This is a genomic window from Roseateles noduli (assembly GCF_050626985.1).
GTDB lineage: Bacteria > Pseudomonadota > Gammaproteobacteria > Burkholderiales > Burkholderiaceae_C > Roseateles > Roseateles noduli_A.
This window is the reverse complement of record NZ_CP192463.1, coordinates 522,012-547,031: the sequence shown is the minus strand read 5'-3', so window position 1 is coordinate 547,031 and position 25,020 is coordinate 522,012. Positions and strand designations below refer to the sequence as shown.

General features: G+C 69.9%; 25 protein-coding genes and 1 pseudogene. 12 read left to right on the top strand and 14 right to left on the bottom strand.

Annotated features, from left to right (window positions below):
* The first annotated feature begins 17 nt into the window (after nucleotides 1-17).
* Together lspA and ACQ4L4_RS02490 are read left to right on the top strand one after the other, a co-directional pair.
* The gene (gene lspA / locus ACQ4L4_RS02495) at nucleotides 18-515 is read left to right on the top strand and encodes a signal peptidase II (protein ID WP_431102622.1); all 498 of its coding nucleotides are present in this window, start codon (nucleotides 18-20) and stop codon (nucleotides 513-515) included.
* A gap of 352 nt (nucleotides 516-867) precedes the next feature.
* Entirely contained in the window at nucleotides 868-2,646 is a 1,779-nt protein-coding gene (locus tag ACQ4L4_RS02490) for an ATP-binding protein (RefSeq protein WP_431102621.1), read from the top strand.
* Here ACQ4L4_RS02490 and ACQ4L4_RS02485 read toward each other — a convergent pair.
* Entirely contained in the window at nucleotides 2,626-3,609 is a 984-nt protein-coding gene (locus tag ACQ4L4_RS02485) for a quinone oxidoreductase family protein (RefSeq protein WP_431102620.1), read from the bottom strand. The genes ACQ4L4_RS02490 and ACQ4L4_RS02485 overlap by 21 nt on opposite strands.
* A 95-nt stretch (nucleotides 3,610-3,704) precedes the next feature.
* Here ACQ4L4_RS02485 and ACQ4L4_RS02480 point away from each other — a divergent pair, with 95 nt between their 5' ends.
* A complete protein-coding gene (locus ACQ4L4_RS02480; RefSeq protein ID WP_431102619.1) occupies nucleotides 3,705-4,622 on the top strand; it encodes a DMT family transporter in 918 nt (305 codons plus the stop codon).
* Between the two features lie 91 nt (nucleotides 4,623-4,713).
* Here the strand turns inward: ACQ4L4_RS02480 and ACQ4L4_RS02475 are convergent, their stop codons facing one another.
* A complete protein-coding gene (locus ACQ4L4_RS02475; RefSeq protein ID WP_431102617.1) occupies nucleotides 4,714-5,502 on the bottom strand; it encodes an SDR family NAD(P)-dependent oxidoreductase in 789 nt (262 codons plus the stop codon).
* 125 nt (nucleotides 5,503-5,627) lie between these two features.
* A complete protein-coding gene (locus ACQ4L4_RS02470) occupies nucleotides 5,628-6,563 on the bottom strand; it encodes a DMT family transporter (protein ID WP_431102616.1) in 936 nt (311 codons plus the stop codon).
* Nucleotides 6,564-7,022: 459 nt separating this feature from the next.
* Here ACQ4L4_RS02470 and ACQ4L4_RS02465 point away from each other — a divergent pair, with 459 nt between their 5' ends.
* Together ACQ4L4_RS02465 and ACQ4L4_RS02460 are read left to right on the top strand one after the other, a co-directional pair.
* The gene (locus ACQ4L4_RS02465) at nucleotides 7,023-8,048 is read left to right on the top strand and encodes a GGDEF domain-containing protein (protein WP_431102615.1); all 1,026 of its coding nucleotides are present in this window, start codon (nucleotides 7,023-7,025) and stop codon (nucleotides 8,046-8,048) included.
* A gap of 65 nt (nucleotides 8,049-8,113) precedes the next feature.
* Nucleotides 8,114-9,667: a sensor histidine kinase gene (locus ACQ4L4_RS02460; RefSeq protein WP_431102614.1), complete on the top strand. Its 1,554-nt coding sequence runs from the start codon at nucleotides 8,114-8,116 to the stop codon at nucleotides 9,665-9,667.
* A 46-nt stretch (nucleotides 9,668-9,713) separates the two neighbouring features.
* Here the strand turns inward: ACQ4L4_RS02460 and ACQ4L4_RS02455 are convergent, their stop codons facing one another.
* The 5 genes from ACQ4L4_RS02455 to ACQ4L4_RS02435 form a co-directional block, all read right to left on the bottom strand.
* A complete protein-coding gene (locus ACQ4L4_RS02455) occupies nucleotides 9,714-9,935 on the bottom strand; it encodes a hypothetical protein (RefSeq protein WP_377156019.1) in 222 nt (73 codons plus the stop codon).
* A gap of 228 nt (nucleotides 9,936-10,163) precedes the next feature.
* Nucleotides 10,164-11,846: an MFS transporter gene (locus ACQ4L4_RS02450; RefSeq protein WP_431102613.1), complete on the bottom strand. Its 1,683-nt coding sequence runs from the start codon at nucleotides 11,844-11,846 to the stop codon at nucleotides 10,164-10,166.
* Nucleotides 11,847-12,112: 266 nt separating this feature from the next.
* Nucleotides 12,113-12,766, bottom strand: a complete 654-nt coding sequence (locus ACQ4L4_RS02445; protein ID WP_431102612.1) for a 2-hydroxychromene-2-carboxylate isomerase — start codon at nucleotides 12,764-12,766, stop codon at nucleotides 12,113-12,115.
* A gap of 11 nt (nucleotides 12,767-12,777) precedes the next feature.
* A complete protein-coding gene (locus ACQ4L4_RS02440; RefSeq protein WP_377156027.1) occupies nucleotides 12,778-13,014 on the bottom strand; it encodes a DUF1289 domain-containing protein in 237 nt (78 codons plus the stop codon).
* Nucleotides 13,011-13,541: a YbaK/EbsC family protein gene (locus ACQ4L4_RS02435; RefSeq protein ID WP_431102611.1), complete on the bottom strand. Its 531-nt coding sequence runs from the start codon at nucleotides 13,539-13,541 to the stop codon at nucleotides 13,011-13,013. Before ACQ4L4_RS02435 ends, ACQ4L4_RS02440 begins: the two co-directional genes overlap by 4 nt.
* 118 nt (nucleotides 13,542-13,659) lie before the next feature.
* Between ACQ4L4_RS02435 and ACQ4L4_RS02430 the strand changes: the two genes are divergently transcribed.
* From ACQ4L4_RS02430 to ACQ4L4_RS02415, 4 genes are all read left to right on the top strand, one after another.
* Complete coding sequence (locus tag ACQ4L4_RS02430; protein ID WP_431102609.1) at nucleotides 13,660-14,586, top strand: LysR substrate-binding domain-containing protein; 927 nt, start codon at nucleotides 13,660-13,662, stop codon at nucleotides 14,584-14,586.
* Between the two features lie 190 nt (nucleotides 14,587-14,776).
* Nucleotides 14,777-15,943: a CaiB/BaiF CoA transferase family protein gene (locus tag ACQ4L4_RS02425; protein WP_431102608.1), complete on the top strand. Its 1,167-nt coding sequence runs from the start codon at nucleotides 14,777-14,779 to the stop codon at nucleotides 15,941-15,943.
* Nucleotides 15,943-16,905, top strand: coding sequence for an HpcH/HpaI aldolase/citrate lyase family protein (locus ACQ4L4_RS02420; protein WP_431102607.1), 963 nt, complete (start codon nucleotides 15,943-15,945; stop codon nucleotides 16,903-16,905). Before ACQ4L4_RS02425 ends, ACQ4L4_RS02420 begins: the two co-directional genes overlap by 1 nt.
* A gap of 150 nt (nucleotides 16,906-17,055) precedes the next feature.
* On the top strand, nucleotides 17,056-17,529 hold the full coding sequence (locus ACQ4L4_RS02415) for a thioesterase family protein (protein ID WP_431102606.1): 474 nt from the start codon (nucleotides 17,056-17,058) through the stop codon (nucleotides 17,527-17,529).
* Nucleotides 17,530-17,604: 75 nt separating this feature from the next.
* Here ACQ4L4_RS02415 and ACQ4L4_RS02410 read toward each other — a convergent pair whose 3' ends face one another.
* From ACQ4L4_RS02410 to ACQ4L4_RS02395, 4 genes and pseudogenes are all read right to left on the bottom strand, one after another.
* Complete coding sequence (locus ACQ4L4_RS02410; protein WP_431102605.1) at nucleotides 17,605-18,231, bottom strand: helix-turn-helix transcriptional regulator; 627 nt, start codon at nucleotides 18,229-18,231, stop codon at nucleotides 17,605-17,607.
* Nucleotides 18,228-19,478: an MFS transporter gene (locus tag ACQ4L4_RS02405; RefSeq protein ID WP_377156043.1), complete on the bottom strand. Its 1,251-nt coding sequence runs from the start codon at nucleotides 19,476-19,478 to the stop codon at nucleotides 18,228-18,230. Before ACQ4L4_RS02405 ends, ACQ4L4_RS02410 begins: the two co-directional genes overlap by 4 nt.
* 5 nt (nucleotides 19,479-19,483) lie before the next feature.
* Nucleotides 19,484-19,933: a questin oxidase family protein gene (locus ACQ4L4_RS02400; protein WP_431104850.1), complete on the bottom strand. Its 450-nt coding sequence runs from the start codon at nucleotides 19,931-19,933 to the stop codon at nucleotides 19,484-19,486.
* A gap of 465 nt (nucleotides 19,934-20,398) precedes the next feature.
* Nucleotides 20,399-20,806: pseudogene (locus ACQ4L4_RS02395) on the bottom strand (VOC family protein); the annotation flags it as partial.
* A gap of 164 nt (nucleotides 20,807-20,970) precedes the next feature.
* Here ACQ4L4_RS02395 and ACQ4L4_RS02390 point away from each other — a divergent pair.
* From ACQ4L4_RS02390 to ACQ4L4_RS02380, 3 genes are read left to right on the top strand one after another with little or no spacing between them, the layout of a single operon-like run.
* Entirely contained in the window at nucleotides 20,971-21,447 is a 477-nt protein-coding gene (locus ACQ4L4_RS02390) for a protein-tyrosine phosphatase family protein (RefSeq protein ID WP_431102604.1), read from the top strand.
* A 50-nt stretch (nucleotides 21,448-21,497) separates the two neighbouring features.
* Nucleotides 21,498-22,145 (top strand): pseudouridine synthase, encoded by a 648-nt coding sequence (locus ACQ4L4_RS02385; protein ID WP_431102603.1) that lies wholly within the window; start codon nucleotides 21,498-21,500, stop codon nucleotides 22,143-22,145.
* Nucleotides 22,146-22,181: 36 nt separating this feature from the next.
* A complete protein-coding gene (locus ACQ4L4_RS02380) occupies nucleotides 22,182-22,979 on the top strand; it encodes an SDR family NAD(P)-dependent oxidoreductase (protein WP_431102602.1) in 798 nt (265 codons plus the stop codon).
* A 190-nt stretch (nucleotides 22,980-23,169) separates the two neighbouring features.
* Here the strand turns inward: ACQ4L4_RS02380 and ACQ4L4_RS02375 are convergent, their stop codons facing one another.
* Together ACQ4L4_RS02375 and ACQ4L4_RS02370 are read right to left on the bottom strand one after the other, a co-directional pair.
* The gene (locus ACQ4L4_RS02375) at nucleotides 23,170-24,159 is read right to left on the bottom strand and encodes a CobD/CbiB family protein (protein WP_377156050.1); all 990 of its coding nucleotides are present in this window, start codon (nucleotides 24,157-24,159) and stop codon (nucleotides 23,170-23,172) included.
* 69 nt (nucleotides 24,160-24,228) lie between these two features.
* On the bottom strand, nucleotides 24,229-25,020 hold the full coding sequence (locus tag ACQ4L4_RS02370; protein WP_431102601.1) for an NUDIX hydrolase: 792 nt from the start codon (nucleotides 25,018-25,020) through the stop codon (nucleotides 24,229-24,231).

Here is a 25,020-nt window from a genome sequence, read left to right as displayed (position 1 = left end):
CCCATCCCGCAGCATCCATGGCCACCAAGTCCCCGTCCTCGTCGAACAACCGCCTGATCCAGTGGCTGGCGATCGCCCTGCTGGTCATCGTGGCCGATCAGTTCACCAAGGTCCTGATCCTGCACAGCTTCCAGTACGGGGACAGCCACTACGTGCTGCCCTTCTTCAACCTGGTGCGGGTCCACAACACCGGCGCGGCGTTCAGCTTCCTGGCCGGCGCGTCGGGCTGGCAGCGCTGGTTCTTCGTCGGACTCGGCGTCGTGGCGACGATCTTCATCATCTGGATGCTGCGCCGCCACGGGCACCAGACGCAGTTCGCCTGGGCGCTCAGCCTGATCCTGGGCGGCGCGGTGGGCAACATCGTCGACCGGCTGCTGCACGGCTATGTCGTCGACTTCATCCAGCTGCACTGGGCCGGCTGGTACTACCCGTCGTTCAACATCGCCGACAGCGCCATCACGATCGGCGCCGTCCTGCTGATCTGGGACGAGCTGCGCCGCGTCAAGCGCGGCTGAGCGTCCGGCGCGCGGGAGCGCGCCCGCCACGCACGTCCCCTCGCGCCCCTCGGACCGAGGGTTCCTCCGGAGAAACGAGGCTGGCGCTCCTGCATCGGCCTGCGTAGCCTTGCGCCATCGAGGGTTGCCGCCACGCATGCGGCAGCTCGGAGGGGGTTCTTTCGGGCACCGACGCGGACACGCCGCAGGCAGGGCGTCGAGCCGCGCATGGGCGGTCTTCACGCACCGTCGCGCGCTTCGGCACGCCCGCGCGTCCGACGTGACGGAATGGACATCAGGACCATGGACAGGACACGGCCGACGGCGACAATCCGCTGCGACCAAACGTAACCAAGAACAGGGCCTCGCCCCCATGCTCGACTTCTCCTGTCTGACCCACTATGACTGGCTCGATGTGCCCATGTGGGTCTACGACCAGGAGCGTCAGCGCAACCTCTGGGCCAATGCCGCCGCGCTGGGTTTCTGGCGCGCCGACAGCGCCGAGGAATTCCTCTCCCGCGACCTCAGCGACATGAGCCCGTCGGTCGCGGAGCGGCTGGCGGTGACCGCCGCCGACCACACGCAGGGCAAGCTCGTGCGCGAGCAATGGACGCTCTACCCCAAGGGCCAGCCGACGACGGTGATGCTGGTCTCCCGCGGCATCCGCACGCCCGACAAGCGCCAGGTGATGCTGTTCGCGGCGGACTCGCTGGTCAGCGGCGTCGACAAGAGCCTGCTGCGCGGCGTCGAAGCGCTGCAGCACACCTCGGTCCGCATCGCGGTGTTCTCGCTGCGCGACGGCAGCACCCTGATGCGCAACCCGGCCGCGGCGATGTGCTTCAACGGCCTGCGCAAGACCATCGGCGCGACCGACTTCAGCGCGATCTTCCCCGAGCCCGACCTCGCGCGCCGCATCGTCGCGCAGGTGCGCGGCGGGCAGACCTTCGGCGCCGAACTGGAGATCAACACCGCCAACGGCCGCCGCTGGCACGCCATCGACGCGCGGCCGATGCGCGACCCGGTCAGCGGCGAGGTCGTGCTGCAGCTCAACGCGCGCGACGTCGGCGACTTCAAGGCGACGCAGGCGCAGCTCGAGGCCGCGCGCGAGGCCGCCGAGGCCGCCAGCCAGGCCAAGAGCTCCTTCCTGGCCAACATGAGCCACGAGATCCGCACCCCGATGAACGGCGTGCTGGGCCTGACCGAGCTCGTCCTGCAGACCGAGCTCAACGAGCGCCAGCGCAAGTTCATCGAGCTCGCGCACAGCTCGGCCAAGGGCCTGATGGTGATCATCAACGACCTGCTGGACATCGCGAAGATCGAGGCCGGCCGCGTGATCATCGACCAGGCGCCGTTCAGCCTGCACGATTGCCTGCGCGAAGCGCTGCACCCGCTGCTGCTGCAGGCGCACGAGAAAGGTCTGCAGCTGCACGCGCGCGTGCAGCCGGGCGTGCCGCAGCATCTGCTGGGCGATGCGCTGCGGCTGCGCCAGATCATGGTGAACCTGGTCGGCAACGCCTTGAAGTTCACCGAGAAGGGCGAGGTCCGCGTCGACATTCAGCGCGTGGACGGCGGCGGCGACGAGCCGGTCCACGCGGGGCCGCTGCGCCTGCGCATCGCCGTGCACGACACCGGCATCGGCATGACGCGCGAGCAGATCGCGCAGATCTTCAGCCCGTTCACCCAGGCCGACGGCAGCATCACGCGCCGCTACGGCGGCACGGGCCTGGGCCTGACCATCGTGAAGCGCCTGGTGGAACTGATGGGCGGCGAGGTGCAGGTGGAAAGCCAGCCGGGCGCCGGTTCCTGCTTCAGCTTCGAGGTCAAGGTGTCGCAGCCGCTGGTGCTGGACGAAGTGCTGCGCACCGAGACCGTCGACGTGGACGTGCACGAGACGACGGCGGGCTCGCTCGACGGCGAGCCGGCCACCGACTTCGGCGCCGACACCGTGCCCGCGGGGCTGGACGACCTGCCCGCGCCGCGGCGCATCGTCAGCGACGAGGGCGCTCCGGAATCACGGGAATCCCGGGATCCCCGGCATGACCCGCGCGCCGACGACAGTGCCAACGACGCGCTGCTGGACGCCGAGACGGTGGCGGCCGATCTGGATCCGCCGCTCGCTGCCTCCGCCGGTTCAAACCAGCAGCACGCCTGAGCCCGTCGTCGTGCGGGCTTCCAGCTCGCGATGGGCGCGCTGGACCTCGTCGAACGGATAGCGCTGTTCGACCTCGATCTTGACCTCGCCACGCTCGACGGCCTGGAACAGGGCGCCCGAGATCTCCTGCGTCGCCTCGAGCGACGAGAGATGCACGAACAGCGACGGCCGCGTCAGGTAGAGCCCCGACGCCGCCAGCGCCTTCAGCGGCACCGGCGGCACCACGCCGGACGCGTTGCCGAAGCTGACCATCAGGCCGAAGGGCCGCAGGCTCGCGAGCGAGCCTTCCCAGGTCGACGCGCCGACCGAGTCGTACACGACCTTCACGCCCTTCCCGCCGGTGATCTCCTTGACGCGATCGGCGAAGTTCTCCTTCGAATAATTGATCGCGAACTCCGCGCCGTGGTCCAGCGCGAGCTGGCATTTCGCGTCGCTGCCGGCGGTGCCGATCAGCCGCAGCCCGAGCGCCTTCGCCCACTGGCACGCGATGAGTCCGACGCCGCCCGCCGCCGCGTGGAAGAGCACGTGGTCACCGGCCTGCAACCCGCCCTGCGGCAGCGTGCGCTGCAGCAGGTATTGCACCGTCATGCCCTTGAGCATCATCGAGGCGCCCTGCTCGAAGCTCAGGAAGTCCGGCAGCTTCATGACGCACTTCGCAGGCATCACGCGCGCGGTCGCGTAGGCGCCGATCGGCTGGCTCGCGTACGCGGCACGGTCGCCGGGCTTCAGGTGGGTGACGCCCTCGCCCACCGCCTCGACGATGCCGGCGCCTTCCATGCCGATCCCCGTCGGCACCGGCAGCGGATAGACGCCGCTGCGGTGGTAGATGTCGATGTAGTTGAGGCCGCAGGCCGCGTGGCGGATGCGGATCTCGCCGGGGCCCGGGTCGCCGACCTCGACCGATTCGATCGTCAGGACCTCCGGTCCGCCGGGTTGCGAGATGCGCACGGCTCTGTCGCTCATCAGGGTTCTCCTCATGGGGGGGTGTCGCTCGCGCGTCGCCCGACGCGTCGATCGCGGCTATCGTGCCAGTCTCGCGACTCGGGCGCATCGCCGCAATGACCTTGACCCCACGACTGGCCCTGATGCTGACGCTGCCGCCGCTGCTGTGGGCGGGCAACGCGGTGGTCGGGCGCTCGGTCGGGCCGCTGGTGCCGCCGCTGCTGCTCAACGCGACGCGCTGGACGCTGGCCTTCGTGCTGCTGGTGCTGATCGCGCGTCCGGCGCGCGCGCTGCTGCAAGACCTGACCCCGTTGCGCGCGCGCTGGGGCTACTTCGCGCTGACGGGTCTGCTGGGCATGGGCTGCTACAACGCGCTGCAGTACCAGGCGCTGCACAGCTCCACGGCGCTCAACGTGACCCTGATCGCCGCGAGCCTGCCCGTGTGGATGCTGGCTGTCGGCGCCCTGTTCTACCGCGTGTGGCCGACGCGCCGCCAACTGGCCGGCGCCCTGCTCTCGCTGGCGGGCGTGGCGCTGGTCATCTCTCGCGGTCATCTGGAGCGGCTGGCGCAGGTGCAGTTCGTCGTCGGCGATCTGCTGATGCTGCTGGCCGTGCTGAGCTGGGCCTTCTACAGCTGGCTGCTGGCGCGACCGCCCGCCCACATGCAGGGCGAGCGCCGGCCCGACTGGGACTGGGCCGCGCTGCTGATGGCGCAGATGCTGTTCGGGCTGGCCTTCGGCTGGGCCTCGGCGGCCGTGGAGCAGGCCGTCGGCGTGCCGCCGGTGCAATGGGGATGGCCGCTGGTGGCGGCGCTGCTCTACGTCGCGATCGGGCCGTCGCTGATCGCCTATCGCTGCTGGGGACTGGGCGTCGCCCAGGCCGGGCCGACGCTGGCCGCCTTCTTCGGCAACCTCACGCCGGTCTTCGCGGCGCTGATGTCGGCCGCGCTGCTGGGCGAATGGCCGGCGTGGTTCCACGGCGCGGCCTTCGCGCTGATCGCGGCGGGGATCCTGGTGTCGTCGGCGAAACGCTGAAAGGCCGGCTGAGAGCGCCGCTCGGAAACCGCCAGGGAGACTTCCGGCGGCTCAGGCACAGGCACCGGCTTCGCAAAGCCGATGCCGACGATCAGAACGTGCCCGGGTAGGAACCGCCGTCCAGCAGGATGTTCTGCCCGGTCAGGTAACCCGCGTGCGCCGAGCACATCAGCGCGCAGATGGCGCCGAACTCCGCCGCGCTGCCGAAGCGCTGCGCCGGGATCGCGCCCATGCGCTTGGCGCGCACGTCGTCGACCGGCTGTCCGGACTTCTGCGCGCCGGCGGCCATCGTCTTCTGCAGGCGTTCGGTGTCGAACGCGCCCGGCAGCAGGTTGTTGATCGTCACGTTGCGGCCAGCGATGCGCGACTGGCGCGCGATGCCGGCGACGAAGCCGGTCAGACCCGAGCGCGCGCCGTTGGACAGCCCAAGCACATCGATCGGCGCCTTCACCGCGCCCGAGGTGATGTTGACGATGCGGCCGAAGCCGCGCCCCGCCATCTGGTCCACCGTCGCCTTGATCAGCGCGATCGGCGTCAGCATGTTGGCGTCCAGCGCGGCGAGCCACTGCTCGCGTTCCCAGTCGCGGAAATCGCCGGGCGGCGGGCCGCCCGCGTTGTTGATCAGGATGTCCACCTGCGGCGCGGCGGCCAGCGCGGCGGCGCGGCCGGCCTCGGTGGTGATGTCGCCGGCCACGGCCACGACCTGCACGGTCGGGTTGAGCGCGCGCAGCTTCGCGGCTTGCGCCTGCAGCGCCTCCTCACCGCGCGCGGTGATCACCACGTTGACGCCTTCGGCGGCCAGCGCCTCGGCGCAGCCCGCGCCCAGGCCCTTCGAGGCCGCGCACACCAGGGCCCACTTGCCCGTCAGTCCCAAGTCCATGTCGATCTCCGTTCTAGATTCGTCGGCCCTCGCAAGAAGGCGTCAGCACTGCCACCGCCGCGGGCCCTCACCCCTGCCCTTTCCCGCAGCGGGAGAGGAAGAGGGAGCAAGAGGGCTTCAGCTCGTCAGCGCCGCTGGCGCGCGAGCAGCCACACGCCGCCCAGCACCAGCACCGTGCCCGCGACGACCCAGCCGGTCAGCGGCTCGTCGAGGATCAGCACGCCCATCAGTATCGTGGACATGGGGCCGACCATGCCGGTCTGCGCGGCGACACCCGCCCCCATGCGCTCGATCGCCATCATGACCATCAGCACCGGCGCGAAGGTGCAGGCCAGCGCGTTCAGCACGGACAGCCACCACACGGCCGGCGCAAGATCCGCCAGCCCCGACACCGGCCGCGTCAGCAGGAACTGCGCGATGCAGAAGCCGCAGGCGACCGACGTCGCCAGCCCGGTGAGCCGCATGGCGCCGAGGCGCTTGACCCATTCGCCGCTGTAGACGAGGTACAGCGCGTACGACACCGCGCTGCCGAAGACCAGTGCGCCGCCGAGCCACACGTTGGCGCCGGCGACCTGCAATTCATGCCCGAAGACCAGGAGCACGCCGGCGTAGCTGACCGCCAGCGCGCCCGCCTGGCGCAGCGTCACGCGGCGTCCGAACATCGCCCACGAGAGCAGCAGCACGATGGTCGGGTTGAGGTACAGGATGAGCCGCTCGAAGCTCGCGCTGACATAGGCCAGGCCGGCGAAGTCCAGGAAGCTCGCGAGGTAGTAGCCGCTGAAGCCCAGGCCGAGCACGGCGAGCTTCTCGCGTCCGGTGAGGGCCGGCTTGCCGCGGCCCGCCCACCAGGCCAGCAGCAGGAACAGCGGCAGTGCGAGCAGCATGCGCAGCATCAGCAGCGTGATCGCGTCGACGCCGTGGCGATAGGCGAGCTTGACGATGATCGCCTTGCCGGAGAACCCGATCGCGCCGCCGACGGCCAGCAGCAGCCCGCTCAGCGGCACGCGCGACGAGGCCGCATCGGGGGAAGCGACCGGCGTCGCGGAAGGGGAACTGCTCATGCGGTCGATTCTAGGAATCGGGGCGTGGGCCGCATTCGCGAAGGGGCAATGCACGCTTGCCGCCCGAGACTCGAGGCCCAAAGCCCGAAACCCGAACCCCACGGTGCCTCGAAGCCGGCGGCGCCGGTGCCCTTCGAAGCGAATGCCGAGCGTGAGGAGGCGATTGAGCGAAGAGGGGCACCGGTGCCGCTGGCTTCTGCTCGGTCTTCGAAGGCGTGTCCCCTCCCTGTCCCTTATCGCGTGAATAGTTGCGGCCCGCGCCGCCAAGGTGCGGTGGTGCCCTCAAGACCTGGCCCCACCGCGCCGAAGTCCGGGAGCGCCTGCCGCCATCGAGCGGCGCACGGCGGAAGTGGAAGTGGAAGTGGAAGTGGAAGTGGAAGTGGAAGTGGGGATAGGAAACGACAAGGGACCGCGCGTCGACGGACGTGACAGGTTCCGGACCTGCGAGGGACCCTGCCGATGAGGTACACCGAGAGCATTGCCGCCAGCGCACAGGCGCTGCGGACCGCTTTGCCGTTGATGTCCAGACAGCGCGCCGCGCTGCATCCGGTCACGTATGCCGTCTGGTACGAGCACGTGACCGCGATGAACGGCGCGCTCAGCCGCGAGCTGATGGGACTGACCCAGGACGGTGCGACGCTGGACGAGCTGCAGACCTGGGCGCTCTACCGCAAGCACATCGCCGAGCTCGATGAACAGATGGCCGTCACGCTGGCGCGGGACGTCGGCGACGTGCTGCGCGGCGTGTCCGACTGCACCGACCAGGCGGGCCAGCAGGTGCAGCAGTACGCGCGGGCCCTGCAGGGCTGGGAGCGCTCGCTGCGCGACGCCGCGCCGGGGCAGCATGTCCAGGTGCTGGCGGCCGCGCTGCAGGGCACGCAGGACATGGGCCACGCGGTCCTCGGCCTGGTGGCGAAGCTGGAGGCGAGCCGCCAGGAGGTCGCGTCGCTGCGGCAGGAGGTCCACCGCGCGCGCAGCGAGGCGCTGCTGGATCCGCTGACGGGCCTGAGCAACCGACGCGGTTTCGACCGCGCGCTGGCCGACTGCCTGCGCAGTCCCGACGTCGGCACGCCGACGGCGCCGTGCCTGCTGCTGGGCGACATCGACGATTTCCCGGCGCTGCGCGAGCGCCTCGGCGAAGCTCGCCTGAACGACACGCTGCGGCAGGTCGCCAACGCCGTGCGCAGCGTCGCGCAGAGCCACCACGTCGCCGCGCACATCGAGGACGACGAGTTCGCGCTGCTCATCCCGGGCGCCGGCCTTCACGAGGCCTACACGCTCGCTGAACAGTTGCGCCATGGCGTCGCGCAGCTGCAGGTGGACGCGGACCGGCGCCTGAGCCTGTCCGTGGGCGTCACGCAGCTCGGCCAGGGCGACAGCGCGCGGGACTTCATCGGCCGCGCCGACCAGGCGCTGCAGGCCTCGCGCGCCCAGGGCCGCAACCGCGTGACCGTGCTGGCGGCGGATGAGCGTTTCGCCGCATGAGGTCGTTCATCGTCGACTTGCATAATCGGCCGTCACAAGGGTTGAGAGGGACGGACGTGGCCCTGATGAAGACTTCTCTGCGCAGCGCCGTGATCCTGGCGTTGCTGGCGGGCCTGGCCCTGCCGACCGGCGGCGTGCTGCTGTACGAGCAGCAGCTGAGCCGCCGCGTCGTGATGGAGGACCTGCAGCGCGACCTGTCGCGCGTCTCGGAGGTGCTGGCGCTGTCGCTGGCGGAGCCGATCTGGCAGGTCTCGCCCGACCTGGCCGAGCCCATGGTCAAGGCGCAGGTCGACGATCCGCGCTTCGTCTCCGTCGTCGTGACCGAGAACGCCGCGCAGCAGGCCTTCATCGAATTCCACCGCGGCACGCCCGACGACGCGATGACGCTCAGCGAGACACGCTCCGTGCTGCGCGACGGCCGCGAGATCGCCAAGCTGACCGTGGTCATGAGCGCCGAGCCGCTGATGGCGCGCAAGCGCGTCGATCTCTGGAACGCGCTGTGGCGCAGTCTGCTGACGCTGACGGTGTCGTTGGGGCTGATCCTGGTCGTGATGCAGCGCCGCGTGCTGCGCCCGATGGCGCGGCTGTCCGAGGCCGCCGACGAGCTGGCGTCCGGCCAGCTCGACAAGCCGCTGGCCTTCGGCGGCGAGGACGAGATCGCGCGCGTCGGCAAGGCCATGGAACGTATGCGGCTCGCGCTGCTGAAGGCTTTCGACGACCTGCGCGGTCATGCCAGCACGCTCGAGGACCAGGTGGCGCAGCGCACCGTCCAGCTGACCGAATCCAACGCGGAACTCACGCAGGCGCTGGCCAACCTCAAGACCGCGCAGCGCGAGCTGGTCGAGTCGGAGAAGCTCGCCTCGCTCGGCCGGCTGGTCGCGGGCGTCGCGCATGAGCTGAACACGCCGCTGGGCAACGCGCTGACGGTGGTGTCGGCGCTCGAGGACCGCTGGGGCAAGCTCGACCGCATGTTGACCGACAACACGCCGATGCGGCGCAGCCAGCTCGAGGAGCTCGTCAAGGACACGCGGCGCGGCCAGGACATCCTGCACCGCAACGTCCAGAAGGCGGCCGACCTCGTGCGCGACTTCAAGCAGGTGGCCATCGACCAGACCAGCGACACGCGGCGCGACTTCGAGCTGGCGCAGGTCGTCGAGGACGTGCTCGTGATGGTCGAGCCGAGCTTCAAGCACACGCCCTTCCGCATCGTCACCGACCTGCAGCCGGACCTGCGCATGAGCAGCTATCCCGGCGCGCTGGGTCAGGTCTTGACCAACCTCCTGATGAACACGCTGGTCCACGCCTTCGAGGGCGAGGCGCAGGGCGAGGTGCGGGTCAGCTGCCACCGGCTCGACGAGGCCACGGTGGAGCTCTGCGTCGACGACAACGGCCTCGGGATGGACGCGTCGATCGTGCGCCGGATCTTCGATCCCTTCTTCACGACCAAGCTCGGCAAGGGCGGCTCGGGGCTGGGCATGCACATCGTGCACAACATCGTGACGAACGTGCTGGGCGGCCAGATCGAGGTGATCTCGCGGCCAGGCGAAGGCACGTGGATGATGATGCGCCTGCCGGTCGACGCGCCGCTGCGCGCCGCCGGCGAGGACCGGGTCGGGTGACCGGTCCGCGGGGCCGCGTCGCTGGTTGCGACGCGGGCTGACTCGTTTACTGCGAGGCGCCGGAGGCGGCCACCGATGCCGCTTCGGCCGGCAGCGCCGCGGAAGCCGCCGCCATCGCCGCCGAGGCCGCGTCGCTCGCGGCCTGATCGGCGTGACCGCCGGTCACGTCGTGCTTCTCGCCCGTCAGGTCGATGTTGCCGCCGCTCTTCATCAGCACGAACAGCGCGATGGCAGCGAAGACGATGAATCCAACGACGATTTTCCACATGGTTCCGAGATCCTCTTGAGGTTGCCGGTCGCGACAGACTGACCGGGTCGGGGGCCATTGTGGGAAGCAAGCCTGACAGCAGGCTGAGCGCCACCTGTATCCAAGCGTGACGCCTCGCCCCCGCATCCCGCAGGACGGACGCAGAAAGGAACAAGGGCGGCCGAGAGGCCGCCCTTGTCGTTGGCAGCATCAGCGCCGGAGCGCCGATGCCATCGTGCTTGCGCTCGCTCAGTCGCGGGCGTAGATGTCCACGTCCTTGGTCTCGCGGACGAACAGCAGGCCGATCACCAGGGTGAGCGCGGCGATGCCGATCGGGTACCAGAGGCCGTGATAGATGTTGCCGTTCTGCGCCACCATCGCGAAGCTGATCGAGGGCAGCAGGCCGCCGAACCAGCCGTTGCCGATGTGGTACGGCAGGCTCATCGAGGTGTAGCGGATCCGGGTCGGGAACAACTCCACCAGCATCGCGGCGATCGGGCCGTAGACCATGGTCACGTACAGCACCAGCACCGCGAGGATCGCGATCACCAGCGGCGTGTTGACCTTGGCCGGGTCGGCCTTGGACGGGTAGCCCGCGGCCTTCATCGCGTCGGCCAGATCCTTCTTGAACGCGGCGATCTTCTTCGTGCTGTCCTCGTCGAACTTGTGGCCACCGGCGGTCAGCGTCGCGGTCGGCGCCTCGACGATCTTGTCGCCGACCTTGACCTGACCCGAACCGGCCGCGCCGGGCACGGTCTCGTAGTTCGCCGCGGCTTGCGCCAGGGCGCGCTTGGCGATGTCGCAAGGCGTCGTGAAGTCCACGTCGCGCGCGATCGGGCTGCCCTGGAACGAGCACTGCGCCGGATCGGTCGTCAGCGTGATCTGCGCGGTCGCCTGCGCCTTCGCCAGGTCCGGGTTGGCCGCGTTGGTCAGCGCCTTGAACAGCGGGAAGTAGGTCAGGATCGCCAGCAGCAGGCCCGCCATGATGATCGGCTTGCGGCCGATCTTGTCGGACAGCGTGCCGAACACGACGAAGAACGGCGTGCCGATCAGCAGCGCCACCGCCACCATGATGTTGGCCGCGGCCGGATCGACCTTGACCACGCTCTGCAGGAAGAACAGCGCGTAGAACTGGCCCGTGTACCAGACCACGCCCTGGCCGGCCACCAGGCCGAACAGCGCCAGCAGCACGACCTTCAGGTTCTTCCACTCGCCGAAGGACTCGGACAGCGGCGCCTTGGAGGTCTTGCCCTCGGACTTCATCTTCTGGAAGGCGGGCGACTCGTTCATCGACAGCCGGATCCACACGCTGATCGCCAGCAGCAGGATCGACACGAGGAACGGGATGCGCCAGCCCCAGGCCGCGAACGTCGCCTCGCCGAGCGCCGTGCGGGTGCCCAGGATGACGATCAGCGACAGGAACAGCCCCAGCGTCGCCGTGGTCTGGATCCACGAGGTGTACGCGCCGCGCTTGCCGTGCGGGGCGTGCTCGGCGACGTAGGTCGCGGCACCGCCGTATTCGCCGCCCAGTGCCAGGCCCTGCAGCAGGCGCAGGCCGACCAGGATCACCGCCGCGGCGGGACCGATCGTGTCGTAGGTGGGCAGCACGCCGACGATGAAGGTCGACAGGCCCATGATCAGGATCGTCACCAGGAAGGTGTACTTGCGGCCGATCATGTCGCCCAGGCGGCCGAACACCAGCGCGCCGAACGGACGCACGATGAAGCCCGCCGCGAACGCCATCAGCGACGCGATGAACTGCGCCGTCGGATCCAGGCCGGTGAAGAACTGCTTGCCGATGATCGCGGCGAGCGAGCCGTACAGGTAGAAGTCGTACCACTCGAACACCGTGCCCAGGGAAGAGGCGAAGATCACCTTCTTCTCTTCGGCCGTCATCGGCGCATTGGTGGTCACTGCGCTTGCAGTTGCCATGGGATTGTCTCCTCGGGATTTCCCAGAGCCATCGACCGATGGCCCTTGGGGAGCGACTATCCGAGCGCGCTCTGACCCGTTTCTGACGACTTGCTTGCCTCAGGCTGACAAACCCGGGTGCAACCCTCGCTTCGTATTTCTCGATGCGGAATTTCGGTGCCTGCGCGCCGCATCAGAGGGTATGTCCCTACGGCGACATTCGAGGGCGGAGCGCCTTCGTTCCCCTCTTCTCGCGACCTCGTCGTCATCACGACGACCGCTCGCGCTCAACCGCGCTGCACACCCACCGGCAAGGTCCGCGCCGCGTCCCACGCGGGGCCGTCGAACCACGCGTCGCCGTCCAGATAGCCGGTCAGCATCCCGATCGCGTCGAGGCCCCAGAACAGCTTGTCGTCCACGGCCATCGTCGGCACGCCGAAGACGCCGCGCGCGACGGCGGCGTCGGTGGCCTCGCGCAGCGCCGCCTTGACCTCGGCCGAGGCGGGATCGCGCCTGGGCGCGAGCTCCGCCGTCAGCTCGGCCAGGCGCTGCGGATCCGCCGCGTCGAGCCCGCCGCGCCAGACATGGTGGAAGATGCGTTCGACCGCGTAGCGGCCCGGCGTCCCCGGTCCGTCGTGGGCGCTTGGCGCGGTGGCCCACAACAGGCGCAGCAGGGGCAAGGGATTGAAAGGATGCGCCGCCGGCAGGTCCAGCGGCACGCCGAGCCGGTGGCCGAGCCACGACACCTGGCGGTAGGTCCAGTCGCGCTTGCCGGGGATCTCGGCGGGGCCCTTGTGGTCGAGCGCGTTCAGCATCGCGCCGAAGAGGATGGGCACGTAGCGGACCGCGACGCTGCGACCGGCCAGCGCCTCGGGCAGCCGCTCGAAGGCGAGCGCCGCGTACGGCGAGATCGGGTCGAAGTAGAAATCGATCGTGACCATCGTCGCTCCGTTCAGACCTTGGGCAGCGGCTCGGTGGCGAGCGCGCCGTGCGCGATCAGCAGCGCGCGGCGCTCGGGCAGCAGCGCGAGCAGGCGGATGCGCGACTCGTCGTCCGACTTGCTCCAGCCGGCGATCTCGGGAATGGTGCGCGCGCAGCCGCGACACAGCGCGGTGGGCTCATGCATCTTGCAGATGTTGATGCAGGGCGAGGCGACGCGGCCTTCGGGCGTGCGGGCGACGTCGCTCACTGCGCGACCTCGATCACCGGCGCGCCGGTCAGCGCGACCAGCTGTTGCGGCGTCATCAGGAACACGCCGTTCGGATGGCCGGCCGCGGCCCAGATCGCGTCGAAGCGGAACAGCTCCTGGTCGATGAACAGCTGCGGCGCGGCGCGCTCCTCCGCCGGCTGAAAGCCGAGTGGCGACACGCCGCCGATCGAGAAACCGGTACTCGCCTTCACGTAGTCGGCGTCGGCCCGGCCGAGCTTGCCGGTGTGGACCTCGAGCTTGCGCTCGTCGACGCGCTTGTCGCCGGAGGCGATCACCAGCACGGCCGCGCCGTCGGACTTGCGCTTGAACACGACGCTCTTGGCGATCTGCCCCAGCGCGACGCCGAGGGCGTCGGCCGCCTCCTGCGAGCTGCGGGCCGAGACCTCGAGCCATCGCGGCTCGTGTTCATGGGACAGCGCGCGCAGCGCGGCGCGCACGCGGAGGAAACCGTCGGGCCGGGCGGCGTCGCTGGCCGTGGAAGTCGCAGGGGAAGTCGTGTCGCTCATGCCGCGCATTGTGCCAAGGCGCCCGGTGCGCGATTGGCGCATCGGCGTCAGACCACACGGCGCGCACTTCGGTATGGTGTGAGGGGCCGCACCCTGAGCGGTCTCTGGAGATCATCTCGTGGAACTGCGCCAGCTGAGGTATCTGATCGGCGTCGCCGACGCCGGCAGCCTGCTGAAGGCGTCCAGGCTGCTGCACCTGGCCCAGCCGGCGCTCGGCCAGCACATCGTCGCGCTGGAGGAGGAACTCGGCGCGCCGCTGTTCATCCGCTCCAGCCGCGGCATGGCCTTGACCGACAACGGCCGCCGCTTCGTCGAGCAGGCGCGCAAGGTGTTGGCGGAACTCGAGACCGCCAAGGCCTCGGTGCTGGCCGACGAGCAGCACCTCGCCGGCGAGGTCATCCTGGGCCTGCCCACGACCGTCGCGCTGGCGGCGACGGTGCCGCTGCTGCGCCTGGTGCGGACGCGGCTGCCGCTCGTCAAATTGCGCATCGTCGAGAGCCACAGCGGTTTCCTGCGCGAATGGTTGCAGGCGGGGCGGCTGGAACTCAGCATCCTCTTCGAGGACCGCCAGGAGCCATGGTTGTCGCAGCGGCAGCTGCTGACGGAGCAACTGGTGCTGGTGGGCGCCGCGGGTGCCGGCGCGCAGCCGTTGGGGCGCGAGCTCGCGCTGCGCGAGCTGAGCCGCTTTCCCATGATCCTGCCCAACACGGAGCACGGGCTGCGGCGCATCATCGATGCGGCCTGCCGGGCCCATGGCGTCGAACTCGACGTGGTGGCCGAGATCGACTCGCTGCCCGCCGTCAAGAGCGCCATCGCCGCGGGCCTCGCCTACACGATCCTGTCGCCTGGCTCGGTGAGCGAGGAACTGCGCCAGGGCCGCCTGCGCCAGTCCGTGATCCGCGATCCGGAGATCCGGCGGACCATCTGCAGCTGCTTCGCGCTGACCCGTTCGCCAGGGCCCGCGGCGCGCGCGGTGAGCGACCTCGTCGATGAAGTGATCCGGGAACTCGTGCTGACCGGGCAGTGGCCCGCGACGCTCGCGTAACGCGTCGTCGACGTCGTCCCTGACTTCCCGCTTGAGCCCGCGCCTGAGCCCACGCGTGAAGTCGCGCGCCACTCCGCGCGGCGCTCTCCGCAAGCCCGCTAGTCCGGATCCGACTAGCGCCTAGTCGACATCCGTATTTCCCAGCGGCGTCGCGCATCCGTAGGCTGCTTCCATGAAAGGAAGCGCCTCCATGAGCCTTGAGCCCTCCCTCCCCGACGAGCGCCAGCCGCTGTCGGATGTCCTCGTGATCGACCTGTCGCGGCTGGTGTCGGGCAACGTGCTGACGCATGTGCTCGCCGATCTCGGCGCGTCGGTCGTGAAGATCGAGTCGCCGGAGCGCGGCGACGACCTGCGCGCCTGGCAGCGCCAGGGCGTGAGCACCTACTGGATGGAGTACAGCCGCAACAAGGACAGCGTCGCGCTGGACCTGCGCTCGGACGACGGCATGACCTCGTTGAGATCGCTCATCGCGCGCGCCGACATCCTGGTCGAGAACTTCCGCCCCGGCACGCTCGAGAAGATGGGGCTGGGGATGGACGTGCTGCAGCGGCTGAACCCGCGCCTGATCGTGGTCCGCATCTCCGGCTGGGGACAGACCGGCCCGTTCGCGAAGAAGGGCGGCTTCGGTTCGCTGATCGAGGCGATGAGCGGCTTCGCCGCGATGAACGGCCATGCGGACCGGCCGCCGGTGCTGCCGCCCTTCTCGCTCGCCGACTCGGTGGCGGGACTGCACGGCTCGACCGCCGCGCTGGCCGCGCTGCATCGGCAGCGCGCCCATCCCTCGCCGACGGTCCAGGAGATCGACCTCTCGCTCTTCGAGCCGCTGTTCTCGATGCTCGGCCCGCAGGCCTCCGAGTTCCAGCTTACCGGCCAGGCCACGCAGCGGTCCGGCAGCCGCTCGCCGACGCATGCGCCGCGCAACGTCTACGCGACGAAGGACGGTCGCTGGGTCGCGCTGTCCGCCGGCATGGCGGGCACGCTGCAGCGGCTCTTCGCCGGCATCGGGAAGCCCGAGGCCCTGAAGGACGAGCGCTTCGCCACGCACGAGGCGCGGCTCGCCAACATCGACGCGCTCGACGCGCTGATCCAGGGGCACCTGTCGACGCTCACGCTGGCCGAAGCGCTGGCGTTCTTCGAGGAACGCGACATCACCGCCGGCGAGGTCTGCGACATCGAGGACCTGCTCAAGCACCCCTACGTCCGAGAGCGCGAACTGCTGCTGGACGCGCAGACGCCGGACGGCCGCACGGTGTCCGTGCACGCCGTGCCCTTCAAGATCAACGGCGCGCGTCCGCCGGTGCGCCGACCCGCACCGGCGCTCGGCCAGGACAACGACAAATGGCTGAAGGACCAGTGATGAACGCCCGCCCCGCATCGCCCGCATCGCCCGCATCGCCCGCATTGCCGGCATCACCCGTATCCCCCTTGTCGACCGCTCCGTCGCACCGCTTCTACCGGTCCTACCTGTTCGTCCCCGCCGACAGCGAGCGTCTGCTTCAAAGCGCCTTGAACAAGACACCCGATGTCGTGATCCTGGATCTCGAGGACGGCGTGCATCCGAGCAGGAAGGCGGCCGCGCGCGCCGGCGTGGCGACCGCGATCGGGCGCGTGCACGCGGGCGGCAAGGCCGCCGCGGTGCGCATCAACGGCGCGCTGAACACGGCCATCGACGACCTGCGCGCCGCCGTGTCGCCGGGCCTGCGCCTGCTGGTACTGCCGAAGGTCGAGCACGCCCGCGATGTCCAGCTGCTGGCCGGCGTCGTCGACGAGCTCGAACGATCGGCCGGTCTGCCGGCGGGCGAAGTCCGCTTCCTGCTGCAGATCGAGTCCGCCGCGGCGCTGCCCCGGCTCCACGACATCGCTGCGGCCTCGCCGCGCGTGCAATCCATGATGCTGGGCAGCGAGGACTTCTCGCTCGACGTCGGCGGCCTTCCCACGCCCCAGGCGCTGCTCACGCCGAGCCTGATGGTGCTGTACGCGGCGCGCGCGGCCGGCGTGCTGCCCGTGGGCTTCGTCGGCTCGATCGCCAACCTCGGCAAGGTCGAGGAATTCGAAGCGCTGCTGCAGCAGGCCCGCTCGCTCGGCTTCCGCGGCGCGGTGGTCGTGCATCCGAAGTTCGTCGACGCGATCAACGCCTGCTACACGCCGACGCCCGAGCAGGTGACGCAGGCGCGCGCCATCGTCGCCGCCTTCGACATCGCCGATCGCGACGGCCTCGGCGCCACCAAGCTCGGCGATCTGATGATCGACAAGCCGGTCGTCCTGCGCGCGAAGGCCCTGCTCATCGAGGCCGGTCTCAGCCCCTTCGGCGACGGCTGAGCGCACTCGCCGCTTCTGCGTTCCGCGGCCCCGGCGCACGTGTGGACTGAGGCAGTTCAAGGGGAGCGGCGCCCGCACGGCGTACGTGTGCGCGCGGATTAGGGCGAGCGCTCTCCTGCGGTGCACGGCCTTGCGTTATGGTCCGCGCCCATGACCGACGTGAAGAGCCCTTTCGAGCCCGAGTTCACCACCGCCCTGTGCGAGATCTTCGAAAAGCTGATCACCTTCAACCAGGTGCTCGGCGTGAAGATCGACGAGCTGCAGCACGAGATCGTGCGGGCCCACATCCCCATGCGACCGGACCTGGTCGGGCACTACGCCCACAACCGGCTGCATGGCGGCGTGATCAGCGCGACGCTCGATTCGATGGGCGGCCTGGCGGTGATGGCGGCGATCGGCGCGCGCCATCTCGACGAAGCGCCGCAGCAACGGCTGCAGCGTTTCGCCAAGCTCGGCACGATCGACCTGCGCGTGGACTACCTGCGACCCGCCATCGGCGCCCTCTTCCGCTGCGAGGCGGAGGTGATGCGCCTGGGCAGCCGCGTCGCCAACACGCGGATGGCGTTCACCGATGAGCAGGGCCGACTGCTGGCCACCGGCGCCGCAGCGTACATCGTCTCGTGACATTGGCGCCCTTCTTACTCCCTCTCCCGCTTGCGGGAGAGGGTGGGGGTGAGGGCCAGCGGACTCCGCAGTCCACTACACCGCGCTGATCCGATAAGCACAGCGCCGCGCGCCCGCGAGCAGATGCTCGGTGCGCTCGACGGCAAGTCCAGGACCCAGACAGCGCTCGAACAGCGCCAGCTCCGAACGGCAGAAGCCTTGGCAGCTCTGCGCCGCGGCACAGATCGGGCAATGATCCTCCACCAGCAGCCAGTCCTTGCCGATGCGCTCGGCGCGCGCCATGTAGCCCTCTTCCGCGCGCAGCCTCGCGAGTTCACGCACACGGTCACCGGTCGTGCGGCACCGGTCGATCGCCGCTCGATAACGCAGTTCGCTGTCGCGCTCTCGCGCGCCGATCAACTGATCGAGCCCCGCCTCGCCGAAGACCGCGCGCGCCTGCTGGATCAATTGCACCGTGAGATCGGCATGCCGATCCGGGAAACGCCCGTGGCCCGCCGCCGTCAACGACCACAGCTTGCGCGGCCGTCCGGCCTCGCCGCGCTGATCGTCCTGCGCGACGACGAGTCCCTGCTCCTCCAGGCGCGCGAGCAGCTTGTGCGCGCCCATCGGCGTGATGGCGACGGTTGCCGCCAGCGCGGCCGCCGCCTGTGGGCCGCGGCTCTTGAGCTCGAACAGCAGCCGGTCCTCGTTCCCTTGACTCATGAATGGCGCCTCGCGAAGCGGATGAAGCCGATCGCCGCGCCCAGGCACATCGTGCCGCCCAGCAGCATGATCCAGCGCGCGGACAGCATGCCCAGCGCGCCGCCGATCAGCGCGATCAAGGTGTTGGACAGGCAGAAGACCGTCGTCAGCAGACCCATCACGCGGCCTTGGCCATGCGCGGCGAAGCGCTCCGACATCCATGCCGGCATCAGCGCGTTGTAGAACGAGAGCGGCACCCCCAGCAACGGGATCAACGCGAGTCCCAGCCACGAGGGCGCGAGGCTCAAGGCCAGCAGCCCGATCGCCGCGACGACCGCGAAGCGCGCCGCGCGGTGCAGCGGCGTCGGCCCGGAGCCGATGCGCGCCGCGAAGATGCTGGCCGCCGTCATCGCCGCGCACTGCACCGCGGTGACCAGCGCGATGCCGCGGCTGTCCAGCCCCGCCTGCTGCAGCATCCACAGCGGCGCGAACTCGTACAGCGCATTGACGCCCAGCGTGTACGCCAGCTGCAGCAGCGCGAGGTGGCGCAGCACCGGATCCTGGGCGATCAGCCCCAGCGACTGCTGGCGCCGCATCGCGGCGAGCATTCCGCCTTCGGGCTTGGCGGTCGGCCGGTCGTCGGGCAGCCCGAAGCCGAGCAGCACCAGGCAAGGCAGGATCACGACGGCCGCCACGATGAAGGGCACCGCCTCGCCCCAGGGCAGCGTCAGGCCGCCGAGCAGCGGCCCGACCAGCCAGCCGATGTAGAGGCTCGCGTTGAGCCACGCGAAGCTGCGCGTGCGCTCGAGCTGCGGATGCCAGTCGGCCAGCAGCGCCCGCACGACGGCGACGTTGCCTTCGGTCAGGCCCGTCGCGAAGCGCGACAGCACGAACAGCGGATAGTCCCGCGAGGCCAGCGCGAAGGCGCTCAGCCCGTAGCCGACGAGTGTCGCGGTGATGGTGACGCTGAGCACACGGCGCCGGCCGTAGCGGTCGGACATCGGCCCGATCACCAGGCTGCCGACCAGGATGCCGGCCGGGTTCACCGCCAGCGCCAGGCCCATCAGCAGCTCCGGCCGCAGGCCGAGGAAATGGGTGAAGTCGTCGACCGGCCCGCTGACGAAGATCGGCGCCAGGATCGGGTACGGCAGCGCGACGCCGGCGGTGCTCATCAGCGCGAGCGCGCAGACGGCCCAGAGCAGCAGATGCGGATGGCGCAGCGGCGCCGGCGAGGTGGCAGTCGCGGAGGACTCGGAGGAAGACAGCACGGCGCTCATTGTGCGGCCCCTTCGCGGCGCAGACACAAGGCATAGCCGGGCCAGCCGCGATGGCGCCATTCCTCGCGCGCGGCGTCGGCGACCTTGATGCGGTGGTCGTTCATCGACGCGTGCAGCCCGGGCAACTCGCGCGTCCAGTCCTCCTCCGTCGCCTGTCCCGCGTGGACCAGCGCCCAGGCCGGCGCCGGACGCAGTTCCGACAGATAGGTGCCCAGCCAAGCGCGCCAGACGGTGCGCAAGACCTGGCCCTCGTCGACGGCCAAGCCACGTGAGGCGGCGGCCTCCAGCAGCACGCGCAGCGCATGCGTGCCCGTCACCAGGTGCAACGAGGCGAACTGGTGCCGCGACAGGTACACGGCCAGCGAGGCTTCCGCCAGCGCGTCGAGCGTCAATCGCGGGCGCTCCACGTAGCCGTCGAAGCCCGGCAGCGTCGCGGCGCGTTGCATCCGCGTCGTGATCAGCGTGCCTGGCATCAGCGGCATGGCGAGCGCGGGATCGGCACGCACCGCATCGATGACCTCACGAAGGCTTTCACGCCCCTGCCCCGCCGGCACCGGCGCGCCGAGCGGGCTCTCCAGCCCGATCGTCGTTCTCAGCGCCGCGTCGAGTTCCTGACGATGCCCCGACTGCAGCGCATAGGCGAGCCGGATCGCGACATGGAAGGCCTGCGCTTCGGGCGCCGCCAGCACACGACGCAGCGCGTCCTCGACGGAGGGTGGCGGCACCTCGTCATCGTCCGCGACACGTGACAGCGGCGCCCAATGGTCGATGTGACGTTGCAGCGACTCGCGCGGCGCGCCCAGCCGGCCCAGCGCGCCGAGCGCCATCGGCAGATGGTTGAAGAGCGGCAGCGCCTCGGTGCCGTACATCGGGCCGAACTTCACCGCCTGGTCCAGCGCCTCGTGCAGCCCCGCCGGCCAGGGCGGGCCCTTGAGCTCGAGGGCATTGCCGTCGGGATCGAACAGGTACAGCGACGGTCCGTCGCCCTCAGCGCCGTAGCGCGAGCCATAAGTGTCGACGGTGACGCCTTGCGACGTCAGCCAGCGACGCAGCGCGGGCTCGTCGAGCGTCTCGACGCGCAGGCAGAAGTGGTCGACATTGCGCCCCTCCGCGCCCGGGCCCGCGCCACCGACACGGCCGAGCTTGCCGTCCAGCGGCACGAGGTCGATCAACTGCGCGCCCGCACGCAACTGCACCAGCCCGATCTCCTCCTGACGACGCTCGACGGTGCAACCCAGCAGGTCCACGTAGAAGTGCAGCGCCGCCGGCAGATCACGCACGCGCAGCACGAGATGGTCGAGTCCCTGGATCCTGATCATGGCGAGCTCCTTCTGCTTGCGTTGTTGTGACTTCGCGCCTGGCTCCGGCATGGCGTCGAACGAGGCGCTGAACGCCGTGCCGCCATGATCGCGCCGTCCGTTCAATTAATAAACTTTTAGTTGATTAACATCGCCTACAGCAGGGAGACCCGACAATCGGGGGCATGGCTTTCCGACCCCTTCCCCTCCCCGACGCCATCCCGGGCCGGCTGTGGCTGCAGTCGATGCCGGGCCGCCGCGAGTCCTGGGGCGCCTTCCTCGACGAGGCGCGCCTGAATCAGCTCAACGTGGTGGTCTGCCTCAACCCGCTCGAGGAAGTCGCCGAGCTCTCGCCGCCGTATCACAAAGCGATCGCCGAGGGCCGGCTGCCCTTCCGCTGGCTGCATGTGCCGATGCGCGATTTCGGTCTCGCGTCGGACAGCGCGGCGTTCCGGCAAGGTGTGGAGCACATCGCTCAGGGCCTGCGCATGGGCGACCGCGTGCTGCTGCATTGCGCCGCCGGCATGGGCCGCACCGGCACGATGGCCGCGTGCGTGCTGAAGCGGCTGGGCGTGCCCGCGGCGCAATCGCTCGAGGCGGTCAGCGCGGCAGGATCGAATCCGCAGTCGGCGATGCAGTCCGGGTGGATCCACCAGTTCTGAACTGCAACGCCCTTGGGATGACACCTGGACGATGCTTCAACGACGCCTCCATGATTGATCCCACCCTGCCGGCACTGACCATCGTCCATGCGGACAGATGGCGCGTCGTCGTCGACAAGCCGTCGGGCCTGCTGTCCGTGCCCGGCCGCGGCGAGCACAAGCAGGATTGCGCCTGGGCGCGCGTGGCGGCTGAATTTCCGGATGCGCTGATCGTGCATCGGCTGGACCAGTCGACCTCCGGCCTGATCGTCTTCGCGCGCGGCGAGGCGATGCAGCGTGCGCTCAGCGAGGCCTTCGCCGCGAGGCTCGTCGACAAGCGCTATGAGGCGGTCGTGGCGGGCCTCATCGAACGTGACGCGTTCGAGATCGACCTGCCGCTGATCGTCGATTGGCCGAATCGCCCGCGGCAGATGGTCGACCACGAGCGCGGCAAACCCAGCCTGACCCGCGTGCGGGTGCTCGGCCGCGACGTCGCGGCACGCACCACGCGCGTCGAGCTCGAGCCGGTCACCGGGCGCTCGCACCAGCTGCGCGTGCATCTGCTGGCCGCCGGTCATCCCATCCTCGGCGACGCGCTGTACGCGCCGCCGGAGGTCCTCGCGCAGGCACCCCGCCTGCTGCTGCATGCACGGGACCTCAGCCTGCCGACGGTGCTCGATGCGCCGCCGCTTTCATTGCATTCGCCGCCCGATTTCTGAGCGAGCATCCCGCCATCCGCCCAAGGAGCATTCCCGATGTCCTCGACCGTGTCCACCGACTCTTCCCAAGCGCATTCCCTCACGATCATCACCGGCAGCTCGCGCGGCCTGGGCGAGGCGCTGGCGCGCCAGTCGCTCGAGGCCGGCCATCTGGTCATCGGCATCGCCCGGGGCCGCAGCGAGGCGTTGGAGCGCTTCGCCCATGAGCGCGGTCTGCCGCTGCAGCAATGGCAGGCGGATCTGTCGAGTCCGCTGACGATCGCGCAGCACCTGGCCGACTGGCTGCGCACGCAGCCCCGCGACTGGACCACCGCGACGCTGATCAACAACGCCGGCGTCGTCACCACGCCCGGCCCCATCGACGGGGAGTCGCTGGAGGCACTGTCCGCCGCGCTGCGCGTCGGCCTGGAGGCGACCGTGCTGCTGAGCGCGGCCTTCCTCGACGCCACCCGCGACTGGCCCGCCGAGCGCAAGGTGCTGAACATCTCGTCCGGGCTGGGCCGCCGCGCCATGGCCGGCAGCGCGCTCTATTGCGCGGCCAAGGCCGGCATGGACAACCTCAGCCGCGCCATCGCGCTGGACGAGGAACACAAGGCAGCCAAGGGGGAACACGCCGCACGCGTCGTCTCGCTGGCGCCCGGCATCATCGACACCGACATGCAGGCCCAGTTGCGCGGCGGCGATTCGTCGAAGTTCCCGGACCGGGACCGCTTTGCGGCCTTCAAGGCCGAAGGCCAGTTGGCCAGCGCCCAGGACACCGCGGCTCAGGTGCTGAAGTTCCTCGCCAGAAAAGACTTCGGCCAGCAGGTGCTGGCCGATGTGCGGGACGCTTGAACTTCAGGTTGGGGCGTGCGCAGAGCTTGGCCGGGTCCGGCGGCTCGGGCCTCGCGGGCGCGCCAACTCGCTTTGCTCACCTGCGGTTCGCGCCGCTCGGACAGACGGCGCTCAAGTCAGTTTTGGAACGCTCGGCTTCGCCGCCGGACCCGGCCAAGCTCCGGAGATCGTCTGCGCGCGGAAGGCGCGCTCAGCCCACCAGGTTCGCCAGCGTCAGTAGCGCCAGCAGCATCATCCACAAGACAACCGAGCGCCAGACGAGGCCGACCACGCTCTGCAGGTGACCCAGTTGGGGTGGGACACCACCAGTGGAACCTTCCGCCCGCGTCGCATCCATGTCGCCGCCAGATTCGAAGGTCTTGCTGCGGTCCGGCGTGACGCCTGGGGCGGCGCTGCCGCCCAATTGCACGCCGACGGCACCTGCGGCGGAAGCGAGGATGATCCCCTCGTTGTCGTGGGCCCACAGCGCCGAGTCGCGCCGCCAGGAACTCACCGCCTCCTCGAAGTTGCCCACGATCGCAAAGCCCGTCGCCGTCAGGCGCGCAGGGATGTGGTCGATCATCCCGAACAGCTTGCGGGAAAGCTCCATCAGGCGCTCGTTGGTCGGCGCGTCCAGTGTGCGGCTCTTGAAGGCCCAGTAGCGGCCAGCGAATTCAGCCATCCGGTACAGCACCGCCCCCGCCGGGCCCAGGCCCAGCGTCGAGAACAGCACGAACCAGAAGAACACCCCGAAGACATGCCGGTGCGCGGCAAGCAGCGAGTGCTCCAGCACGTGTCTCAGCAGCTCGGTGCGCGGCAGCTCGCTGGCGTCGAGGTGACGCCATTCAGCAAGCAGGCGGCGGGCCTCGAGCTCGTCGCCACGCTCCAGCGCGTCACGGATGTCGGTGAAGTAGTGGCTGAACTGGCGGAAGCCCAGCGTCAGATAGAGCACCAGCACATCCATCGCCAGCGAAAGCAGCAGGCTGTAGGGCCGCACGAGCGCGTAGATCGCCCCGACCAGCAGGGCCGGACCGACGACGGTGATCGTCCACACGACGGCCGCATGGTGCGACCGGCCCGCGTCGAAGTTGCGCCCGGTCCAGCGCACCCAGGCGATCATGCCTTGGTGGACCGGATTCCCGTGCGGCAGAGGCTTGAGCTGCTCGCACACCAGCGCCAGCAAGACCGCGAAGAAGTTCATGGCCCGGGATGATAGCGGCCCGCACACCCGTCGAAGAGGGATCGGTGTCCCCCTGCCCCCTGCCGTGGCTCAGACCTGCAGGAAGCGGTAGAGATTGCGCAACATCGCGGCGGTCGCCCCCCAGATGAAGAACTCCTTCGAAGCGCCCGCCGTCAGCGCCACGTCGGGGTCCACGTTCGACACCGCAAGACCTGGCCCCGTCCACGGCATCGACAGGAACTGCCGTCGGCCTTTCAGGGGGCCGTTGTCGCTGGCGGCCTCCCCGGTCGCGTCGCCCGCGTCGTACTCGAAGGTGTGGCGCTGGTGGTGCGCGGGGTTCATCAGGAACTCCAGCGGGACCTCGAACGCCTCCGCCACCTCGAAGGCATCCAGCCTCAGCGAGAAGCCCGGACGGATCAGTCCCACCACCGGCGTGACCTCGTAGGCCGTCACCGTGCGGTAGACGGGGAGTTGACCGATCAGGTCCACGTAGCGCTCGTCGAGGCCGATTTCCTCCTCCGCCTCGCGCAGCGCGGTGCGCTCGGGCGAGCCGTCCTCCGGCTCGGCGCGGCCGCCGGGGAAGCTGACTTGGCCGGCGTGGTCCCGAAGATGCGCCGTGCGTTGCGTCAGCAGCACGTGCAGGCCTTCGGCGCGCTGGACCAGCGGGATGAGCACCGCGGCCTGCGTCGTCGTGCGGCCCGGGAAGAGGCCGCCGTCGCCGGGCAGCTCCGGGTCGATGCTCAGCGGGTGCAGGAAGCGCTCACGCAGCCAGGCCGGGGTCAGGCGCTCGCGGGGGACGGCGGGGAGATGCGCATCGGTGCCGGTGACGGGGATGGCGCGGGGATCCTGGATGGCGGGACGGCTGGAAGGAGGCGTCGGCAT

Excerpts from the sequence above, each read along its gene's own strand:
- lspA (WP_431102622.1), top strand. The coding sequence starts at position 18 with ATGGCCACCAAGTCCCCGTCCTCGTCGAACAACCGCCTGATCCAGTGG.
- ACQ4L4_RS02490 (WP_431102621.1), top strand. The coding sequence starts at position 868 with ATGCTCGACTTCTCCTGTCTGACCCACTATGACTGGCTCGATGTGCCC.
- ACQ4L4_RS02485 (WP_431102620.1), bottom strand. The coding sequence starts at position 3,609 with ATGAGCGACAGAGCCGTGCGCATCTCGCAACCCGGCGGACCGGAGGTC.
- ACQ4L4_RS02480 (WP_431102619.1), top strand. The coding sequence starts at position 3,705 with ATGACCTTGACCCCACGACTGGCCCTGATGCTGACGCTGCCGCCGCTG.
- ACQ4L4_RS02475 (WP_431102617.1), bottom strand. The coding sequence starts at position 5,502 with ATGGACTTGGGACTGACGGGCAAGTGGGCCCTGGTGTGCGCGGCCTCG.
- ACQ4L4_RS02470 (WP_431102616.1), bottom strand. The coding sequence starts at position 6,563 with ATGAGCAGTTCCCCTTCCGCGACGCCGGTCGCTTCCCCCGATGCGGCC.
- ACQ4L4_RS02465 (WP_431102615.1), top strand. The coding sequence starts at position 7,023 with ATGAGGTACACCGAGAGCATTGCCGCCAGCGCACAGGCGCTGCGGACC.
- ACQ4L4_RS02460 (WP_431102614.1), top strand. The coding sequence starts at position 8,114 with ATGAAGACTTCTCTGCGCAGCGCCGTGATCCTGGCGTTGCTGGCGGGC.
- ACQ4L4_RS02455 (WP_377156019.1), bottom strand. The coding sequence starts at position 9,935 with ATGTGGAAAATCGTCGTTGGATTCATCGTCTTCGCTGCCATCGCGCTG.
- ACQ4L4_RS02450 (WP_431102613.1), bottom strand. The coding sequence starts at position 11,846 with ATGGCAACTGCAAGCGCAGTGACCACCAATGCGCCGATGACGGCCGAA.
- ACQ4L4_RS02445 (WP_431102612.1), bottom strand. The coding sequence starts at position 12,766 with ATGGTCACGATCGATTTCTACTTCGACCCGATCTCGCCGTACGCGGCG.
- ACQ4L4_RS02435 (WP_431102611.1), bottom strand. The coding sequence starts at position 13,541 with ATGAGCGACACGACTTCCCCTGCGACTTCCACGGCCAGCGACGCCGCC.
- ACQ4L4_RS02425 (WP_431102608.1), top strand. The coding sequence starts at position 14,777 with ATGAGCCTTGAGCCCTCCCTCCCCGACGAGCGCCAGCCGCTGTCGGAT.
- ACQ4L4_RS02420 (WP_431102607.1), top strand. The coding sequence starts at position 15,943 with ATGAACGCCCGCCCCGCATCGCCCGCATCGCCCGCATCGCCCGCATTG.
- ACQ4L4_RS02415 (WP_431102606.1), top strand. The coding sequence starts at position 17,056 with ATGACCGACGTGAAGAGCCCTTTCGAGCCCGAGTTCACCACCGCCCTG.
- ACQ4L4_RS02410 (WP_431102605.1), bottom strand. The coding sequence starts at position 18,231 with ATGAGTCAAGGGAACGAGGACCGGCTGCTGTTCGAGCTCAAGAGCCGC.
- ACQ4L4_RS02400 (WP_431104850.1), bottom strand. The coding sequence starts at position 19,933 with ATGCAACGCGCCGCGACGCTGCCGGGCTTCGACGGCTACGTGGAGCGC.
- ACQ4L4_RS02390 (WP_431102604.1), top strand. The coding sequence starts at position 20,971 with ATGGCTTTCCGACCCCTTCCCCTCCCCGACGCCATCCCGGGCCGGCTG.
- ACQ4L4_RS02385 (WP_431102603.1), top strand. The coding sequence starts at position 21,498 with ATGATTGATCCCACCCTGCCGGCACTGACCATCGTCCATGCGGACAGA.
- ACQ4L4_RS02380 (WP_431102602.1), top strand. The coding sequence starts at position 22,182 with ATGTCCTCGACCGTGTCCACCGACTCTTCCCAAGCGCATTCCCTCACG.
- ACQ4L4_RS02375 (WP_377156050.1), bottom strand. The coding sequence starts at position 24,159 with ATGAACTTCTTCGCGGTCTTGCTGGCGCTGGTGTGCGAGCAGCTCAAG.
- ACQ4L4_RS02370 (WP_431102601.1), bottom strand. The coding sequence starts at position 25,020 with ATGCCGACGCCTCCTTCCAGCCGTCCCGCCATCCAGGATCCCCGCGCC.